The sequence below is a fragment of the Promicromonospora kroppenstedtii DSM 19349 genome (assembly GCF_000515355.1).
Classification (GTDB): domain Bacteria; phylum Actinomycetota; class Actinomycetes; order Actinomycetales; family Cellulomonadaceae; genus Promicromonospora; species Promicromonospora kroppenstedtii.
Genome location: NZ_KI911686.1, coordinates 111,528 through 129,311 on the forward strand (window position 1 = coordinate 111,528; position 17,784 = coordinate 129,311).

A 17,784-nucleotide genomic window follows, 5' to 3' on the forward strand; every position below is an offset into this window, starting at 1 on the left:
CGGGCTGACCGGCACCCGCATGGGCATGTTCGCCTGGCGCCCGAACCAGCGGGCGGACCTGGACGAGCTGGCGGCGCTGCTCGCCTCGGGCGCCGTGCGCCCCGTCGTCGACCGCTGCTACGGCCTCGCCCAGGCCCCGGAGGCGTTCGACCGCCTCGCCACGGGCGCGGCGCGGGGCAAGCTCCTGATCACGCCGTAGGCGTTGAACGTAGGTTCGGTCGCTCCATGAGACCTGTTCGCGCGACCAACCCTACGTTCGGCGCTCCCGCTGCGGTCGGCGCCCGGGGGAGTTCCGGCGCAGGTGGCAGGATCAGGCGTATGACGCAACGCCGCATCCTTGTCCTTTCCGGCCGCGGGCGCTACGAGGACCCCTGGCACGACCACGCGGCGACATCGCACGTGGTCGCGGGAATCCTCGGCGACCAGGGGGACGTCGAGGTGCGCGGGCTGTTCCGTGACGCGCTCGACGACCTCGACTCCGTGGACCTGCTCGTGGTCAACGGAGGCTCAGGACGCCGGGACGCCGGTTTCGACGGGTCAGACGACGACTGGCTCGCCGCGCACGACCGGCTGTCCGCCTGGGCCCGGGCCGGCGGCGCGGTGCTCGGCCTGCACCAGGCGGCGAACACCTTCTACGACGCGCCCGACTGGGCGGCGGTGCTGGGTGGCCGCTGGATCCCCGGCGAGTCGATGCACCCGCCGATCGGCACCGCCCGGTTCGAGCTGGTCCAGGGCCACCCGGTGACCGACGACCTGCGCGTCGTCGAGGCGTTCGACGAGCGCTACTGCCACTTGAAGGTCGCGCCGGGGACGCGTGTGCTCGGCACCACCCTGGACGACGACGGCACGCCGCACCCAGTCCTGTGGGTCAACGAGGCGCACGGCGGACGCAGCGTCTACTCGGCGCTGGGGCACGACGTCCGTTCCTTCGAGTCGGAGGGGCACCAGGAGCTGCTGCGCCGGTCGGCGGCCTGGCTGCTGTCGTAGGACGACGACCCCTTGACCTCAACCCTTGTTGAGGTTGTTGGCTGGGGTGCATGGAGATCATCAGCGTCGACACGGTGACCCGCTCGATCGCCGAGACCGCCGCGTACTACGAGACGGTCCTCGGCCTGCCGGTGAGCAAGGAGATCGGCGCGGTCGAGATCACCGTCGGCCGCACGGTCCTGCGCTTCCGCGAGGACGGAGACGCCGAGGGCGACCAGCACTACGCCTTCCTGGTCGACGACGCGCGGTTCGACGCCGCCCGAGTGTTCCTTGCGGCGGGACCCGGCCTGCTGAGCGACGGCGACCGCACCGAGTTCGAGGCGCAGGACGCCTGGAACGCGCGGTCGCTGTACTTCCCGGGACCGGACCGCTCCGTCCTGGAGGTCATCGCGCGCCGTGATCTTCCCCGAGACCTGGGTGCCGGGCGCGACGCGGGGGCGAAGGCCTCGAGCCCGCACGCGTCCGGCACCCAGCCACGTCCGTCGGAACCGTTCAGGCCGGGCGACCTGCTGTCCGTGAGCGAGGTGGGCATCGCGGTACCCGACGTCGTGGACACCGCCGACCGGCTCACCCAGGCCGGGATCGGCCGCTACCCGGCCGGCTCGGCGACGTTCAGCCCGGCGGGGCACATCGACGGCATGCTGATCCTGGTCAGCGTGGGCCGCACGTGGTTCCCGACGTCGGACCGCGTGGTGGGCGAGCCGCCCGTCACGGTCGTCGCGCAGGCGGGGCCGGCCAGCCCCGGCGTCGTGCCCGGTCGGTACGAGCTGGCCCCGGAGCGGGTGCTGGTGGTGCGACCGTAGCCCGAGCTCACGCCCCCTCGGCGAACCCCGCCTGGCGCCACACCTCGTACACCGCGATCGACGCCGCGTTCGTCAGGTTGAGCGATCGGCGTCCGGGCAGCATCGGGATCCGCAGCTCGTCGGTGACGCGGGGGTGCTCGAGCGCCTCCGGCGGCAGCCCCGTGGGCTCGGGGCCGAACAGCAGCACGTCGCCCGGCCGGTACTCGACGTCGGTGAACCGGGTGGTCGCGCGGGTCGTGAACGCGAACACGCGGGCCTCCGGCAGGGCGTCGAGGGCCGCGTCGAGCGACGGGTGCACGTCCATGACGGCGAGGTCGTGGTAGTCGAGGCCGGCGCGCTTCAGCTTGGCCTCCGACAGGTCGAAGCCCAGCGGCTCCACGAGGTGCAGGCGGGCCCCGGTCACGGCGGCGAGCCGGATCGCGGACCCGGTGTTCCCGGGGATGCGCGGCTCGTAGTACACGATGTGGGCCAGGGGGTTCTCGGGCATGGGGGCGTCAGGCTGCTGCGGCACGGGTCCATTCTCGCTGCCGGACGGCGCGGCGTCGTCCTTGCCGCCGTCGGGCAACCCCGCCTACCCTGGCCACATGACGCACGGGCTCAACTGGTGGCGGCTGCACCCGCAGCCGTGACCTGACGCGCCCACCCGCACAGACGTCCCGAGCTGCCCACCGCAGCCCGGGACTTTTCTGTGCCCGACGCCGTGCGTGGGCGGCTCCCCGACCAAGGAGACCCACCATGTCCGTCACGACGCCGCCCGAGGCGGCCCCGACGTCGTCCGCCCCCGGCGCCCTTCTCGACCTCGAAGCTGCCCGTGAGAAGCGCACCACCACCCGCTCCGCCGCCGCGGCGCGTGAGCGCACCGCCGAGCTCGAGGGCCTGATCGCCCGCGATCCGGGGAAGTACCGCGTGCTGACCGGCGACCGCCCCACCGGGGCCCTGCACCTGGGACACCTGCTGGGCACGGTCGCCAACCGCATGCGCCTGCAGGACCTGGGCGTCGAGGTGTTCCTCATCGTCGCCGACTACCAGGTCATCACCGACCGGGACGACGCCGGTGACCTGCCCGCCACCGTCCGCGAGGTGCTGCTCGACTACCTCGCGGCGGGTCTGGACCCTCAGCGGAGCACCGTCTTCACGCACTCGGCGGTGCCCGCGCTGAACCAGCTCCTGCTGCCGTTCCTCTCGCTGGTCACGGTGGCCGAGCTGGAGCGCAACCCGACGGTGAAGGCCGAGGCGGAGGCGGCCGTGCTGCGGCAGCGGCGCGGCATCTCCGGCCTGCTGCTCACCTATCCCGTGCACCAGGCCGCCGACATCCTGTTCTGCCATGGCAACCTCGTCCCGGTGGGCGTGGACCAGCTGCCGCACCTGGAGATCACCCGGACCGTGGCCCGGCGGTTCAACCAGCGGTACGCGGCCGCGCGGCCGTACTTTCCCGAACCGGACGCGCTGATCGCGCCGTCGACCACCGTGCTCGGCAGCGACGGCCGCCGGATGTCCAAGTCGCGGGGCAATGCGCTGGAGCTGCGGGCCACGGAGGACAAGACGGCCGCCTTCGTCAAGCGCGCGAAGACCGACGCCGAGCGCACCATCACCTACGAGCCCGAGCGGCGGCCCGAGATCGCCAACCTGCTCCAGCTCGGCGCGTACTTCACCGGAAGCACCCCGGAAGGGCTTGCCGAGGACGTCGGCGCGGCCGGCGCGGGGCGCCTCAAGGCGCTGGTCACCGAGGCGGTCGTGGAGGGCCTGCGCCCTCTCCGTGCCCGACGGCGGGAGCTCGCCTCCGCCGGCCCGCGGTACCTCGACGAGGTGCTCGCCCGGGGCAACGCGCGGGCGAACGAGATCGCGAACCGCACCCTGGACGACGTCCGCGGGCTGATGGGCATGCGCTACTGACCGGGCGGAACCCGCTCGGACTCGGTCCACAAGCCTGTGGACAAGGAAGATCCCCGGCCGGGATGCCTCAATAACCCGGCCGGGGAAGCCTGTCCGGACGGCCGACGGCGCGACGGGAAGCCACCCGTGGATGTCGCGCCGTCAGCCGGCCGAGATCATCGGGCCAGACGCTCCCGCAGGGCGTCCAGCTGGGCGCGCAGCTCGGCCGGGGTGTGGTCGCCGAACCGGTCGAAGAACTCCTCGGTCAGCTCGGCCTCGGCCTGCCACGGCTCGGTCGGCACGTCGAAGAGCGCCGCAAGGTCGGCGTCGGGCACGTCGATCCCGTCCAGGTTCAGCGTGCCGGGCGCGGGGATGCTGCCCACCGGTGTGGCCACCGAGGTGTCCTCGCGCAGACCGCGTCCGGCCTCGACCTGGCCCACGATCCACTCGACCACGCGCGAGTTCTCGCCGAACCCGGGCCACAGGAAGCGGCCGTCCTCGCCCTTGCGGAACCAGTTGACCTGGAAGATCCGCGGGCGCTTCGACTCCTCGATCCCGGCGCCGACCTCCAGCCAGTGCGCCCAGTGGTCGGCCATGTTGTAGCCGCAGAACGGGAGCATCGCGAAGGGGTCGCGGCGCAGCTCGCCGAGGGCGCCCTCGGCGGCGGCGGTGCGCTCCGACGAGATGGTCGCACCCATGAACACGCCGTGCTCCCAGCCGAACGACTCGGCCACGAGCGGCACGTTGGTGGCGCGGCGGCCGCCGAACACGATCGCGTCGACCGGCACTCCCGCCGGGTCCTCCCAGGTGTCCGCGATGGTGGGGCACTGGGCGGCGGACACGGTGAACCGGGAGTTCGGGTGCGCCGCCGGGGTGTCGGAGCCGGGCGTCCAGTCGTTGCCCTGCCAGTCGGTCAGGTGCGCCGGGGGCTCGGCCGTCAGACCCTCCCACCAGACGTCGCCGTCGTCGGTCAGGGCCACGTTGGTGAAGATGGTGTCGCGGTCGAACGTGGCCACGGCGGTCGGGTTGGTGTCGACGCCGGTGCCCGGCGCGACGCCGAAAAAGCCCGCCTCGGGGTTGATGGCGCGCAGCGTGCCGTCGGGGCCGGGGCGCATCCACACGATGTCGTCGCCGAGGGTCTCGACCTTCCAGCCAGGGATCGTGGGCTGCAGCATCGCGAGGTTCGTCTTGCCGCACGCGCTCGGGAAGGCAGCGGCCAGGTGGTACTGGCGCTGCTCGGGCGAGGTGATGCGGATCAGCAGCATGTGCTCGGCGAGCCAGCCATCGGAGCGCGCCATCGCCGAGGCGATGCGCAGCGCGAAGCACTTCTTGCCGAGCAGGGCGTTGCCGCCGTAGCCCGAGCCGTACGACCAGATCTCGCGGGACTCCGGGAAGTGCACGATGTACTTGGACTCGTTGCACGGCCAGGCGACGTCCGCCTCGCCCTCGGCCAGGGGCGCGCCCACCGAGTGCACGGCGGGGACCCACTGCTGGCCGCCGTCGATGAGCCGCAGGATCTCGTCCGAGACCCGGGTCATGACGTGCATGGAGACGACGACGTACGGCGAGTCGGTGATCTCGATGCCCACCTGCGAGATGGGGCCGCCCACCGGGCCCATCGAGAACGGCACCACGTACATGGTGCGGCCCTTCATGGAGCCGGCGAACACGTCCTTCAGCTCGGTGCGCATGTCCGCCGGGGCCACCCAGTTGTTGGTGGGGCCGGCGTCCTCCTCGTCCTGCGAGCAGATGAACGTGCGCGACTCGACGCGGGCGACGTCGGCCGGGTTGGAGCGCGCCAGGTACGAGCCCGGCCGCTTCTCCTGGTTGAGCGCGACGAGGGTGCCGGCGTCGAGCATCTGGTCGATGAGGCGCTGCTTCTCGTCCGCGGAGCCGTCGCACCAGACGATCTCGGCGGGCTGGGTGAGCTCGGCGACGCTCGCGACCCAGTCGCGCACGTCCAGGTCTCCGGCGGGCGGGATGCCGTTCGCGGCCGTGGACGCCGAGGTGTCTGCCGTGGTGGAGTCCTGGCCGATGGTCACGTCGGCCACGAGCTCGGCGACGAGCCGGGTTCGGCGGGGGTTCGCGAGGACGGACATGTGCGCTCCGATCGTCAGACTGCGAGCCACGGTGGCGGGCTTGTTTCCACCTTCACGTGCGGATCGCCCGGAATTCCAGTCTGCGAGCTGTCAAGAATCGCCGATCTTCACGTAGTGTGAAGGAGCGGGTTCTTGCTGGCCCGTCCCGGGCAGCGACCGGGTGAAGCGACCACGAGCGGAGGGCGACATGCCTGCCGGAGGCGAACCGACGTCGTCGGGCGGCGAGACGGACCTGATCACGCTCGGCCGGCGGATCCGGCACCTGCGCACCGCGCAGGGGCTCACGCTGGACGCGCTCGGCGAGAAGGTCGGATCGGCGCCGAGCCTGCTCTCCCTCGTGGAGAACGGCCGCCGCGAGCCGCGGCTCGGCCTGCTGCGCTCGATCGCCGAGGCGCTCGGCGTGCCGATGAGCGAGCTGCTGAGCTCCGAGCCGCCGTCGCGCCGGGCTGCCCTGGAGATCGCGCTGGACCGGGCGCAGCGCGCGCCGCTGTTCACCACCCTCGGCGTGCCGGTGGTCAAGCCCAGCCAGAAGCTGCCCATGCCGGTGCTCGAACAGCTCGTGGGTCTGCACGACGAGCTGGCCCGGCGCGAACAGATGGCGATCGCCACGCCCGAGGAGGCCAGGCGGGCCAACACCGAGCTGCGCCTGGAGCGGGAGGCCCGCGACAACCACTACCCGCAGTTCGAGGCCGTCGCGGAGCAGATGGTCAAGGCCGCCGGGTACACGGGCGGCGCCCTGACCCACCGCACCGTGGCGCGGATGGCGGAGCAGATGGGCTTCACGCTGCTGCACGTGGGCGACCTGCCCCGGTCCGCCCGGTCGGTGACCGACCTGCGCAACGGGCGCATCTACCTGCCACCGGCGTCGACCCCGGGCGGGCACGGCCTGCGGTCGCTCGCGCTGCAGGCGCTGGCGCACCGCGTGCTGGAGCACGACCGGCCGCGGTCCTACGGCGAGTTCTTGCGCCAGCGCGTCGAGATCACGTACTTCGCCGCCGCGTGCCTGGTGCCGCAGTTCGTGGCGGTGCCGTTCCTGGAGGCTCGCAAGCGGGAGCGCGACCTGGCCGTCGAGGACTTCCGCGACGCCTTCGGCATCACGCACGAGGCGGCCGCCATGCGGCTGACCAACCTCGCGACGCACCACCTCGGCATCCCACTGCACTTCCTGCGCGTGGGGGCCGACGGCGCGCTGTTCCGCGGCTACGCGAACGACGGCCTGCCGTTCCCCCAGGACGTCACGGGCGCGATCGAGGGGCAGCTCATCTGCCGGCGCTGGGCCGCGCGCGAGGCGTTCGAGCGCCGCGACCGGGCCACCGAGTTCTACCAGTACACCGACACCCCGGCAGGCACCTTCTGGTGCTCCACGCAGACGGGTTCCACCTCGCCCACCGGCGGGCCCGACGGGGGCTCGGGTGCGTTCTCGATCACTGTCGGGGTGCCGTACGCGCACGCCAAGTGGTTCCGCGGACGGGACACCCAGGTGCGGCGCGTCTCGACGTGCCCCGACCCGGCCTGCTGCCAGCGGCCCTCGGCGGAGCTCACCGACCGCTGGTCGGGCGAGGCCTGGCCGTCCGGGCGCATGCACCAGCAGATCCTCGCGGCCCTGCCGCGTGGCGCGTTCCCGGGCGTGGACGACGCCGAGGTGTACGCCTTCCTGGACAAGCACGCCCCCGACTGACCACGGCCTCGTGTCAGGCCTCCGGATCCCCCCCCCGGGTGACCTGTATGTCTGACACGTCCCGGGTGGGGCGCACTCGTATGACTTTCCGCCGCGTCGTTCCCCGCGCAGCCGGGTTAGCGTAGGCGACCGTGGCATCGAACCTGGCTTGCATCGGACTGGACGTCTGGCGACGTAGCGAATTTCGCGACCTGGTGGCCTCGGCACGCGCGGAGGCCGAGACGATCGCCAAGGACGGTGAGGTCGGGGTGCACATCTGGACCGACGTGTCCGGTGCCCGCCTGATCATCACCACCGAGGGCGACCTGGTGCGCGTGGTCACGCCCACCTTCTACGCCGCGCCCGGCGCCATCATCTCCGAGCCGCAGGCGGTCGACGGCGGCCTGGTGCTCGCCGAGCTCGTGAACCAGCACGACGAGGTCATCACCGAGATCGCCTGCCAGCTCGAGGAGCTCGCCCTGCTCGGCAACGCGGAGACCCCGATCACCGGCCCGGCGTCCATCGTCGTGCTCGGCAACTCCGTCCAGGTCATCGGCCAGGCCGACGCCGCCGTGTCCGGCCTGGTCTTCGAGCCCACCGGTGCGTACGCGGCCTCGACCGACGCCGTCGCGCACCTGACCGGTGTCGTGCTGGCGATCGAGCAGCGCACCGTCTCGCGCACCGGTCAGGGGTTCACCGCTGCCCGTGTGCAGACCGACGGCTTCCAGGTGACCCTCTGCCTCCCGACCGGACAGCCGGAGCTGAGCCCCGGCGACGTCGTCGAGGTGGACGGGTACGTGGTGGCGTCGCTGCCGTCCCTGCGCTGAGGCTCTCTTCGGGCTGCTCTTCCCCTTTGAGGCCCAAGTTTCTTCGCTTTGCGGCACCGCAAAGCGAAGAAACTTGGGCCTCGAGGGGGACGTGGCTGAGCGCGGCGCGGAGCCGGCGGCGGCCCTGTCGGCGGCGGACTCCTGGGGGAACCACTGATGACAGGGCGCGCCCGCGGCTGGTGTGATTTCACCCGGCCCCGCGCGTCCGGTCGGCGGCTCCCGGCGATCCCCGAGGACGGTCCCACCATGAGAACCTCCCGCCCCCTGCTCGTCGTCGTGGCGCTGGCCGCCGGCGCTCTCGGTGCACCGGCGGCGGCCGTGCCCACCGCCCCGGCCGCCGTCATGCCGGCAGTCGTCATCCCGTCCGGCACGGCGGCCGAGGCCGCGCCGCCGTCCGGCACCTACTACGTGCAGAGCGTCACGACCGGGCTCAACGCGTCCGACGCCGGGGGCACCGTGGAGCAGCACCGGCCCCAGGGCGACGAGGACCGGCAGCAGTGGAGCCTGCGGGCCGCCGGGTCGGCTCACGTGCTCGAGAGCACCGACGCGGCCGGGACGTGCCTGGGCCGTTCCGGCGGGCAGGCGCTGACGGTCGGTTGCGACCAGGCCGACGCCGCCTGGGAGGTGCTCGACGCGGGCGGGGACCGGTACCTGCTCCGCGCTCCCGGCACCGGCGACTACCTCACCGTGCGCCCCAAGCCCGGCGGCGAGAACTACCCGGCCCAGCTCGCGGTGGGCGGCGACGGGTCGCTCGCGCAGTGGTACCTGACGCCCGTCGGCCCGGTCACCGGCCCGCTGCCCCCGGCCGACCAGCGCACGCTGGACCAGATGACGTTCCTGACCGCGCACAACGCGTACGCGAACGGGGTGGACGGCGGCTTCGCGCCGCCGTTCATCAACCTCGCTCCCAACCAGACACGCGGGATCGAGCAGCAGCTCGCCGACGGCGTCCGCGGGTTCCAGCTGGACATCCACCAGACCGGTGACGGCGCGATCCTGTGCCACAACAGCTGCACCCTGGTGAGCAGCCCGGTCGCGCTCTGGGTGGACCTCCAGCGGATGGTCGACTTCCTGCGGGCGAACCCCGACCAGTTCGTCACGGTGGTCCTGGAGGACTACGTGGAGCCGGACGTGCTGCGCGCCGAGCTCGACCGCGTCGAAGGGCTGGCGGACGTGCTCTACCGCCCCGACCTGACCGGTGTCCGCGAGGACGGCTGGCCCACCATGTCCCGGCTGGTCGCGGACGACGACCGCCTGCTGATCCTCAGCGACCACAGCCGGACCGCCGACGAGGCCGCGGGGCTGACCCGGGAGAGCTTCGGCGTCATGTACCAGCGCGAGTGGACCGTCGAGAACTACTGGTCCATGGGGCCGGGCATCGGCGACTCGGACTGGTCGTGCTACAGCCGCTGGTACGACGCCGGCACGAACATCCCGCTCACGAGCCCTGGGTCCGGGTTCCGGCCGCTGTTCGTGATGAACCACTTCCGGGACGTGCCGGTCGAGGTGACGGCGCGGACGGACAACGAGCGGCTGCTCGACCGGGCCCAGCGGTTCTGCCAGCCGGCGGCCCGCAAGAAGCCGACCTTCGTCGCGGTGGACCGCTACGACGTCGGCGGCCCGGCCGCGGCGGTGCGGACGCTGAACACCTACACGTACTGACGGGCCGGCCGCTCCTGGTCCGCGGGGCGCACATTCCCTTTGAGGCCTGGGTTTCTTCGCTTTGCGGCTACGCAAAGCGAAGAAACCCAGGCCTCAAAGGGGAGTGGTGGCGCCTCGATTCCGAGCAGCGGCTACCTCGACGACGGCAGCGGGCCGCCTCGGGCGTCCAGGCGGTCCAGCAGCCTCGGCAGGACGTCGCCGAGCCGCAGCCCGTCGTGCTCGAACTCGTTGGTGACCCACGGCTCGACGTTGCCCACGTGCGCCGCGGTCTCCAGCGACAGCGACGCGTCGACGAACATGTCGTCGAAGTACACCGCGGCCTCGACCGGGATCTCGTTGTCCGCGAGCCGGTGCAGGTCGTACAGGTCGCCCCAGTCCTGCCGCTGGGCAAGGGCGTCGGCCGCGGCCGCGAACGGCCGCAGGGCGCTGATCTCGGCGAACATCCAGGGGTAGATCATCTCGCCGGTCAGCAGCAGCGGCCGGGCGTCCTCGCCGAACGCGGGGTCGGCATCGCGCACGGACTGGGCCGCCCACGCGGTGGGGCCTGTGTGGGACTGGGCGTAGATCGACTCGTGGAGCAGTGCGTACAGCGGGTTGGTCGCGAACGAGGTCTCGGCCGCGACCGTCGCACGGAACGTGTCGCTGAGCGGGCCGCCGTGCGGGGAGTCGAACGCCTCGTCGACGATCCAGTGCACGCGTTCGAAACCGGGCTGCATGCCGAAGTCCATGCCGAGCGTCTGGAAGCGTCGCGTCGTCAGGACGTCGCCGCCCGGCTCCGTCACCTCGCCGGTCGAGAGGCGGTCGGCGATACGGCCCAGGGCCTTGGCGACGTGCGGGTAGCGCGCGCGGAACCGCTCGTTCTTGGCCACCACGCGCGGTTGGGTGCGCTCGTAGACCTCGCGGGCCGACGCCGTCAGCCCCGGCAGACCGCCGGTCACGAGGCTCGCGTTCAGGCCCTCGGGGGCGAACGACAGGTACGTCATGGTGATGAAGCCGCCGTACGACTGGCCCAGCGAGGTCCAGCGCCGGCCGTCGAACAGTGTCTTCCGGACGTGCTCGGCGTCGCGCACGATGTTGTCGGCGCGGAAGTGCGCGAGGTACTCCGCCTGCTCCTCGGGCGTGCCGATCGAGGTCAGGGCCTCCGCCCGGACAGCCGTGGACCGCCCGGTCCCGCGCTGGTCCAGCAGCACCACGCGGAACCGCTTCAGGGCTGCGCCGACCCAGCCGTCGGGGCCGGTGGGCCGGGGACCCTTGCCACCGGGGCCGCCCTGGAGGAACACGAGGAGCGGCAGGTCGTCGGTGCGGCGGGTCGGGTCCACGAGCTCGCGCGCGAACACGGAGATCGTGGGGGAGCCGTCGGGCTGGGACCAGTCGAGCGGGACGTCGACGGAGTGGTCGGTGACATGGACACCGGGAAGCGTGTAGCTGATGGGCACGCGCCGAGCCTACGGCCGCACGACGTGCGACCGCAGCGCCGCGTTCGCGATATTGATTGCATTAGTGGAGTGGCCACTCTAATAATTGAGTCATGACGACCACCGAGGTACGCCAGCCGCCCGCACTCCCCGTCGTGCTCGGCCTGGGCGTGCTCGCGCTCGGCCTCGTGCTCGGCTGGTTCGCCGCACCACTGGCCGGCGGGCTGGCCGGCCTGATCGACGCCACACCGCTGCCCGTGCCGCGGCTGGTCACGCTGATCGAGTCGCTGACCCTGCCCTGGACGCTCGGCATCCTGGGCGGGCTCGGCCTGCTCGGCGGCGGCTTCATCGCCTTCGTCACGGTGGGGGAGGCGCCGGTGCTCACCGTCGCCGACGACCACCTCGAGCACAGGCAGGAGGAGCGCGAGGTCTGGATCGAACGGGCCGACGTCGGCGCCGCGTTCCCCGACCGGACGGACCTGGTGCTCCTGCGGCCCGACGGCGCCCTGCGCGCACGCCTTGACACCGACACCCTGTCGGCGGCACGGGTCCGCGACGCGCTGAACGGGCACGGCTGGCCCTGGCGCGACGCCGACCCGCACGAGCAGGACTACGAGCGCTGGGTGGACGGCCGGCCGGGGTTCACGGCCGCCGAGCACGAGGCGCTCCGCCGCCGGCTGGAGAAGCGCAAGGACGCCGGCGCCCGGCGTCAGGCGGACGAGGACCTGGCCGCGCTCGGCCTGGTGGCCCGCGTCCGGGACGACCGGATCCAGGTGCGCCGCACGGCGACGACCGAGGGCGCACGTGGCGCGGACCGTTGATCCCGAGCGGCACGAGGCGCGCAGGCTGGTGATCATCGACGCCGCGCTCACGGTCTTCGCGCGGCGCGGCTACGACGGCGCCACCACCGCGGCGATCTGCAAGCAGGCACGCATCGGGTCAGGCACGTTCTTCCACTACTTCCCGACCAAGCTCGACGTGCTGCTCGCGATCCTGGCGCTCGGCATCCAGGAGGTCGGCGAGGCCGGTGCACGGTACGCGGGCCGGCCGGACGCCCTCGGCGTCGTCCTCGACATCGTGCGGCAGGGCGCCGACGACGCCGCGGACCCCCGGATGCCCGGGTTCGTGCGCGCGGTGGGGGGCGTCATGCACCTGCCGGAGGTCGCGGCCAAGCTCGACGAGGACGCGAGCGTCCAGCAGGACCTGATCCGGCCCTGGGTAGAGCGGGCACAGCGGGCCGGTGAGATCCGGACCGACCTGACGCCCGGCCGCATCACCTCGTGGCTGTACCTGCTGACCGACGGCTTCCTGGGGCGCGTGGCGGTCGACGAGGAGTTCACGGTGGAGGGCGAGACGGAGACGCTCGTGGAGACGGCGCGCCGCTTCCTGGCGCCCTGACGACGTTGTCCCAAGACGTGTCGGACCCCCAGGTCACGATGGTGACCTGGGGGTCCGACACGTGCGGTGGCGCAGGTCAGCCGATGTCGGCGTCGACCCAGTCGAAGGTCTTGGTCACCGCCTTCTTCCAGCTCCGGTACAGGCGGTCCCTCTCCTTCTCGTCCATGTCGGGCGACCAGCGCCGGTCCTCGGCCCAGTTGGCGGTGACGTCGGACTCGCCCTTCCAGAACCCGACGGCGATCCCCGCCGCGTAGGCCGCGCCGAGCGCGGTGGTCTCCGCGACGACCGGACGGACCACGTCGACGCCGAGCTGGTCGGCCTGGAACTGCATGAGCAGCTCGTTGGCGACCATGCCGCCGTCGACCTTGAGCTCCGTGAGGTCCACGCCGGAGTCCGCCTTCATGGCGTCCATGACCTCGCGGGTCTGGTACGCCGTGGCCTCCAGCGCGGCCCGCGCGATGTGGTTCCGGTTGACGTACCGGGTCAGACCCACGAGCGCACCGCGCGCGTCGGGCCGCCAGTACGGTGCGAACAGGCCGGAGAACGCCGGCACGAAGTACGCGCCGCCGTTGTCGTCGACCTTGCGGGCGAACCACTCGACGTCCTGCGCGTCGGAGAACAGGCCCAGGTTGTCGCGGAGCCACTGCACCAGCGAGCCCGTGACGGCGATCGAGCCCTCCAGCGCGTACACGGCGGCGGCGTCACCGATCTTGTAGCAGACCGTGGTGAGCAGGCCGTTCTCGGAGGGCACCTTCTCCGTGCCCGTGTTGAGCAGCATGAAGTTGCCGGTGCCGTAGGTGTTCTTGGCGGTACCGACGTCGAAGCACGCCTGGCCGAACGTCGCCGCCTGCTGGTCGCCGAGGATGCCCGCGATGGGCACGCCGGGAACCATGCCGCGGGGCCGCCCCGTGCCGTACACCTCCGAGGAGGAGCGGATCTCGGGGAGCATCGACAGGGGGATGCCCATGTCCGACGCGATGTCCTCGCGCCAGGACAGGGTGTCGAGGTCCATGAGCATGGTGCGGGACGCGTTGGTGACGTCGGTGACGTGCACACCGCCGTCGACCCCGCCGGTCATGTTCCACAGGACCCACGCGTCCGTGTTGCCGAACAGCAGGTCGCCGCGGTCCGCGGCCTCCCGTGCCCCCTCGACGTTGTCGAGGATCCACTTCACCTTGGGGCCGGAGAAGTAGGTGGCCAGCGGCAGACCGACGATCGCCTTGTACTTGTCCGCGCCCTCCGACCCGGCGAGCTCGTCGACGATCGCCTGGGTGCGCGTGTCCTGCCAGACGATCGCGTTGTAGACCGGCTTGCCGGTGGTCTTGTCCCAGACCACCGTGGTCTCGCGCTGGTTGGTGATGCCCACCGCGGCGAGGTCGGTGTGGTTGATGTTCGCCTTGGTGAGCGCCAGGCCCACGACCTGGCGGGTGTTGTCCCAGATCTGGTCCGGCTTGTGCTCCACCCAGCCGGCCTTCGGGAAGATCTGGTCGTGCTCGATCTGGCCGGTGGACACGATGGTCCCGCCGTGGTTGAACACGATCGCCCGGGTGCTCGTGGTGCCCTGGTCGATCGCGAGTACGTAGTCAGCCATCGGAATTGACTCCCTTGTCTGTGTCGAGGTCTGCCTGGGGGTTCGGCTCAGAGGGCCGCGATGAGCAGGCCGCCGAGCGCGCCGCCGGCCAGGGGGCCGAGCACCGGGACCCACGAGTACGCCCAGTCGCTCCCGCCCTTGCCCGGGATGGGCAGCACGAAGTGGGCGATGCGCGGCCCGAAGTCACGGGCCGGGTTGATGGCGTACCCGGTCGGCCCACCGAGGCTGGCGCCGATGCCGAGCACGAGGAGCGCCGCGGCCAGCGGGCCCATGTCTCCGGGCCAGTTCGCGAAGGACAGGATGACGAAGACCAGCATGAACGTGCCGATGAGCTCGGTGATGAAGTTCCACGCGTACGAGCGGATCGCGGGGCCCGTCGAGAAGACACCCAGCTTCACCGCCGGGTCGGCGTCCTGGTCGAAGTGCTGCTTGTAGGCCAGGTACGCGAGGACCGCGCCGACGAAGGCGCCGGCGAGCTGCGCCACCCAGTAGACGAGCATGTTGGGGAAGTCGGCGGCGACACCCGGAGCGAACTCCTCGGCACCGCTGGAGAGGATGCCGAGCGTCACGGCCGGGTTGATGTGCGCGCCGGACTTCAGGGACACGAACACACCGGCGAAGACCGCCAGGCCCCACCCGAAGTTGATCATCAGCCAGCCGCCGTTGAAGCCCTTGTTCTTCGGGAGGATGGCGTTCGCCACGACACCGGCACCGCCGAGGAGCAGGATCATCGTGCCGAGGAACTCCGGCACCATGATGTCCGTGAATGCGTTCATCGCTGACTCGCTTTCTGCCGACCGCTCTGTCGGCGTACGGAGGTAATCCCGGCGGTCCCTCGCGGCGACCCGTCGGCTTGTGAGTAGGTGTGGTCCTTCGCTTTCGTCAGCTTCGGAGCGGCTGCATGGCCGCTACGTCGGGGGTGGTCAGGCGCGCACGCTCGGCGCCCTCGTCGTCAGGCTCCTGCGCGGCCTGACGTTCCGCGTCGATCCGCGCCTGCCAGGCGTGGATCTCGCGCTCGGCGTCCGCCGCGTCCCAGCCGAGCAGCGGGCCGACGACGTCGGCTATCTCCTCGGCGGACGCGGTGCCGCTGTCCGGTACCTCGTAGACCAGCCGTGTGCGGTGCCCGAGCACGTCCTCCAGGTGGAGGGCCCCCTCGTGGCTCACCGCGTAGTGCACCTCGGCGCGCAGGTACGCGGAGGCGTGCTCCAGCGGCTTGGCGAGCGACGGGTCGGCGTCGCACAGTTCCACGATCTCGGCGAGGTTGGCACCGTAGCGGTGCAGCAGGTGGTCCAGCATCGGGGGCGACCAGCCGAACCGCTTGCCCCACGTGCGCGCCTGGCGCTGCACGGCACGCAGCCCGACGGCGCCCGTGAGCGGGATCTGGTGCGTGATCGAGGGGAGTGCGGCGGCGCGCTGCCCGATCGCGAAGTCGACGGCGTCCTTGGCCATGATCCGGTACGTCGTGAGCTTGCCGCCGGCGACGACGGTCAGGCCCGGCGTCGGCGAGGCCACGGTGTGCTCGCGGCTGACCTTCGCGCTGCTGGTGCCTGCCTTGGTGCCCGGCTGCAGCAGCGGGCGCAGGCCCGCATACGTGCCGATGACGTCCTCCCTGGTCAAGGGGTGCGCCAGTACCGCGTTGGCATGGTCGAGCACGTAGTCGATGTCGGTGCTCGTGGCCACGGGGTGCGTGGGGTCGAGGCTCCAGTGCGTGTCCGTGGTGCCGATGATCCAGTACCGGCTCCACGGGATGACGAACAGCACGGACTTCTCCGTCTGCAGGATCAGCCCGGCGTGCCCGCGGATCCGCTCCCGCGGCACGATCAGGTGCACGCCCTTGCTGGCGAGCACGCGCAGCCCGCCCTCGGAGCCGGCCAGGGCCTCGGTGTCCTCCGTCCAGACGCCGGTCGCGTTGATGACCGCGCGCGCCCGGACGGTGATCTCCTTGCCCGTCTCCAGGTCCACGACCACGGCACCGTTCACCGCGCCCGTCGCGCCCTGGGTCAGGCTGACCACCTGGGTGCGGCTCGCGGCGTGCGCGCCGTAGCTCGCGGCGGTCCGGATCAGGGTGGCCACGAGGCGCGCGTCGTCGACGGAGGCGTCCCAGTACTGGACGGCGCCGACGGCGGCGTCGTGCGCCAGGTCCGGGAACTTGGCCTCCATCTGGTTGCGGCTCAGGTGCCGGTGGAACGGCATGGGCCGCCGGCCCGGGGTGAGCGTCGCGAGGACGTCGTACATCGCGATGCCGGCGCCGACGTAGGCGCGCTCCCACACGCGGTGCTCCAGCGGATACAGGAACGGGACCGGTCGCACCAGGTGCGGTGCGAGGTCCCGGAGCAGGAGGTCGCGCTCGGTGAGCGCCTCGTGGACCAGCTCGAAGTCGAGCATCTGCAGGTAACGCAAGCCGCCGTGGACGAGCTTGCTGCTGCGGCTGGAGGTGCCCTGCGCCCAGTCCTGTGCCTCGACGACGGCGGTCGACAGGCCACGGGTGACCGCGTCGAGGGCGATGCCGGCACCGGTGACCCCGCCGCCGATCACCAGCACATCGAGCTCGGCCGAGGGGCTGACACTGGCCTCGAGCGCAGCCAGAGCCTGGGTCCTTGCTTCTGCGGTCAGGCGAGTTGATGCCATGCGCCAAACTCACCACGCATTCCGTGACTTGGCAAGACCTTTGCCCTCGCCGCGCGGGTGTGTTGGGATGTTCTCTCGCTCACTTTCCGATTTGCCATTCGTTTCCCCTGGTGAAGGCCGACGTACGCCCGTGGGTGATTGTTGGTGGCGACCGCCTGTCGTACGCGGCGGGCGCTGCATCGGCGGGCCGCCGTAGTGTGTCGCCGTGACGACACCCGAGGCGCCGGCCGCGCCCGTGATCCGCCCCGCCCTTCCCGCCGACGTGCGCACCATCCGCGACCTCGTCGAGCCGCTCAGCCAGGAGCGCATCCTGCGCCCGTACGAGATGGTCGGGTACTACGAGGCGGTCCAGGAGTTCCTCGTGGCGACCGACCCGGCCGCCGAGCGGGGGGACGCCGTCGGCTGCGGGGCGCTGCACGTGATGTGGGACGACCTGGCCGAGGTGCGGACCCTGGCGGTGCACCGCGACTGGCGCGGCCGCCGCGTGGGGCACGCGCTGCTCGAGGCGCTGGTCGAGCGTGCCCGCGCCCTGGGCCTGCGCCGGGTGTTCTGCCTGACGTTCGAGGTGAACTTCTTCGCTGCGCACGGGTTCCGGGAGATCGACGGCACACCCGTGACGCCCGAGGTGTACACCGAGCTGCTGCGCTCCTACGACGAGGGCGTGGCCGAGTTCCTGGACCTGGCGCGCGTGAAGCCCAACACGCTCGGCAACTCGCGGATGCTGCTGGAGCTCTGACCCGGCCCGCCTCCGGCCCGCCGGCGCTATCTCGGCAGGTGGAGGCGGCCCGCGTCGTCCTGCTCCGCCAGGCCGTCCTCGACCAGGCCGGCGATCGCGCGGTCGAGCT

16 protein-coding genes are annotated in these 17,784 nt (G+C 71.9%); 10 read left to right on the top strand and 6 right to left on the bottom strand.

Going from position 1 to position 17,784, the window contains the following annotated elements; all coding sequences use genetic code 11:
* The 3 genes from PROKR_RS15140 to PROKR_RS15150 form a co-directional block, all read left to right on the top strand.
* The coding region (locus PROKR_RS15140) for a zinc-binding dehydrogenase (RefSeq protein ID WP_157602151.1) at window positions 1-199 on the top strand (199 nt) is incomplete at its 5' end.
* A gap of 119 nt (window positions 200-318) precedes the next feature.
* Entirely contained in the window at window positions 319-987 is a 669-nt protein-coding gene (locus tag PROKR_RS15145) for a ThuA domain-containing protein (RefSeq protein WP_036964460.1), read from the top strand.
* Between the two features lie 50 nt (window positions 988-1,037).
* Entirely contained in the window at window positions 1,038-1,790 is a 753-nt protein-coding gene (locus tag PROKR_RS15150) for a VOC family protein (protein WP_036964461.1), read from the top strand.
* Between the two features lie 7 nt (window positions 1,791-1,797).
* Here the strand turns inward: PROKR_RS15150 and PROKR_RS15155 are convergent, their stop codons facing one another.
* Window positions 1,798-2,277 (bottom strand): tRNA (cytidine(34)-2'-O)-methyltransferase, encoded by a 480-nt coding sequence (locus PROKR_RS15155; RefSeq protein ID WP_036964675.1) that lies wholly within the window; start codon window positions 2,275-2,277, stop codon window positions 1,798-1,800.
* A gap of 248 nt (window positions 2,278-2,525) precedes the next feature.
* Between PROKR_RS15155 and trpS the strand changes: the two genes are divergently transcribed.
* Window positions 2,526-3,683: a tryptophan--tRNA ligase gene (gene trpS, locus PROKR_RS15160; RefSeq protein WP_036964462.1), complete on the top strand. Its 1,158-nt coding sequence runs from the start codon at window positions 2,526-2,528 to the stop codon at window positions 3,681-3,683.
* 155 nt (window positions 3,684-3,838) lie between these two features.
* Here trpS and PROKR_RS15165 read toward each other — a convergent pair whose 3' ends face one another.
* Window positions 3,839-5,761, bottom strand: coding sequence for a phosphoenolpyruvate carboxykinase (GTP) (locus tag PROKR_RS15165; RefSeq protein ID WP_211240149.1), 1,923 nt, complete (start codon window positions 5,759-5,761; stop codon window positions 3,839-3,841).
* Between the two features lie 187 nt (window positions 5,762-5,948).
* Here PROKR_RS15165 and PROKR_RS15170 point away from each other — a divergent pair, with 187 nt between their 5' ends.
* The 3 genes from PROKR_RS15170 to PROKR_RS15180 all read left to right on the top strand — a co-directional run bounded on the left by PROKR_RS15170 (window position 5,949) and on the right by PROKR_RS15180 (window position 9,907).
* Entirely contained in the window at window positions 5,949-7,439 is a 1,491-nt protein-coding gene (locus PROKR_RS15170; RefSeq protein ID WP_036964463.1) for an XRE family transcriptional regulator, read from the top strand.
* A gap of 131 nt (window positions 7,440-7,570) precedes the next feature.
* Window positions 7,571-8,245: a hypothetical protein gene (locus PROKR_RS15175; RefSeq protein ID WP_169736439.1), complete on the top strand. Its 675-nt coding sequence runs from the start codon at window positions 7,571-7,573 to the stop codon at window positions 8,243-8,245.
* Window positions 8,246-8,491: 246 nt separating this feature from the next.
* On the top strand, window positions 8,492-9,907 hold the full coding sequence (locus PROKR_RS15180) for a phosphoinositide-specific phospholipase C-related protein (protein ID WP_036964466.1): 1,416 nt from the start codon (window positions 8,492-8,494) through the stop codon (window positions 9,905-9,907).
* 131 nt (window positions 9,908-10,038) lie between these two features.
* On the opposite strand, the gene PROKR_RS15185 is transcribed toward PROKR_RS15180, so the two are convergent.
* Window positions 10,039-11,343: an alpha/beta fold hydrolase gene (locus tag PROKR_RS15185; RefSeq protein ID WP_036964467.1), complete on the bottom strand. Its 1,305-nt coding sequence runs from the start codon at window positions 11,341-11,343 to the stop codon at window positions 10,039-10,041.
* Window positions 11,344-11,435: 92 nt separating this feature from the next.
* Here PROKR_RS15185 and PROKR_RS15190 point away from each other — a divergent pair, with 92 nt between their 5' ends.
* A complete protein-coding gene (locus PROKR_RS15190) occupies window positions 11,436-12,143 on the top strand; it encodes a YqeB family protein (RefSeq protein WP_036964468.1) in 708 nt (235 codons plus the stop codon).
* Entirely contained in the window at window positions 12,127-12,720 is a 594-nt protein-coding gene (locus PROKR_RS15195; protein ID WP_245605841.1) for a TetR/AcrR family transcriptional regulator, read from the top strand. The genes PROKR_RS15190 and PROKR_RS15195 overlap by 17 nt, the downstream gene beginning before the upstream one ends.
* A 76-nt stretch (window positions 12,721-12,796) precedes the next feature.
* On the opposite strand, the gene glpK is transcribed toward PROKR_RS15195, so the two are convergent.
* The 3 genes from glpK to PROKR_RS15210 form a co-directional block, all read right to left on the bottom strand.
* A complete protein-coding gene (glpK, locus tag PROKR_RS15200; RefSeq protein WP_036964469.1) occupies window positions 12,797-14,311 on the bottom strand; it encodes a glycerol kinase GlpK in 1,515 nt (504 codons plus the stop codon).
* Window positions 14,312-14,358: 47 nt separating this feature from the next.
* Window positions 14,359-15,087, bottom strand: a complete 729-nt coding sequence (locus PROKR_RS15205) for an MIP/aquaporin family protein (protein WP_036964470.1) — start codon at window positions 15,085-15,087, stop codon at window positions 14,359-14,361.
* Window positions 15,088-15,193: 106 nt separating this feature from the next.
* The gene (locus tag PROKR_RS15210; protein ID WP_036964471.1) at window positions 15,194-16,939 is read right to left on the bottom strand and encodes a glycerol-3-phosphate dehydrogenase/oxidase; all 1,746 of its coding nucleotides are present in this window, start codon (window positions 16,937-16,939) and stop codon (window positions 15,194-15,196) included.
* 205 nt (window positions 16,940-17,144) lie between these two features.
* Here PROKR_RS15210 and PROKR_RS15215 point away from each other — a divergent pair, with 205 nt between their 5' ends.
* Complete coding sequence (locus PROKR_RS15215; protein ID WP_036964472.1) at window positions 17,145-17,675, top strand: amino-acid N-acetyltransferase; 531 nt, start codon at window positions 17,145-17,147, stop codon at window positions 17,673-17,675.
* Window positions 17,676-17,784: the final 109 nt, after the last annotated feature.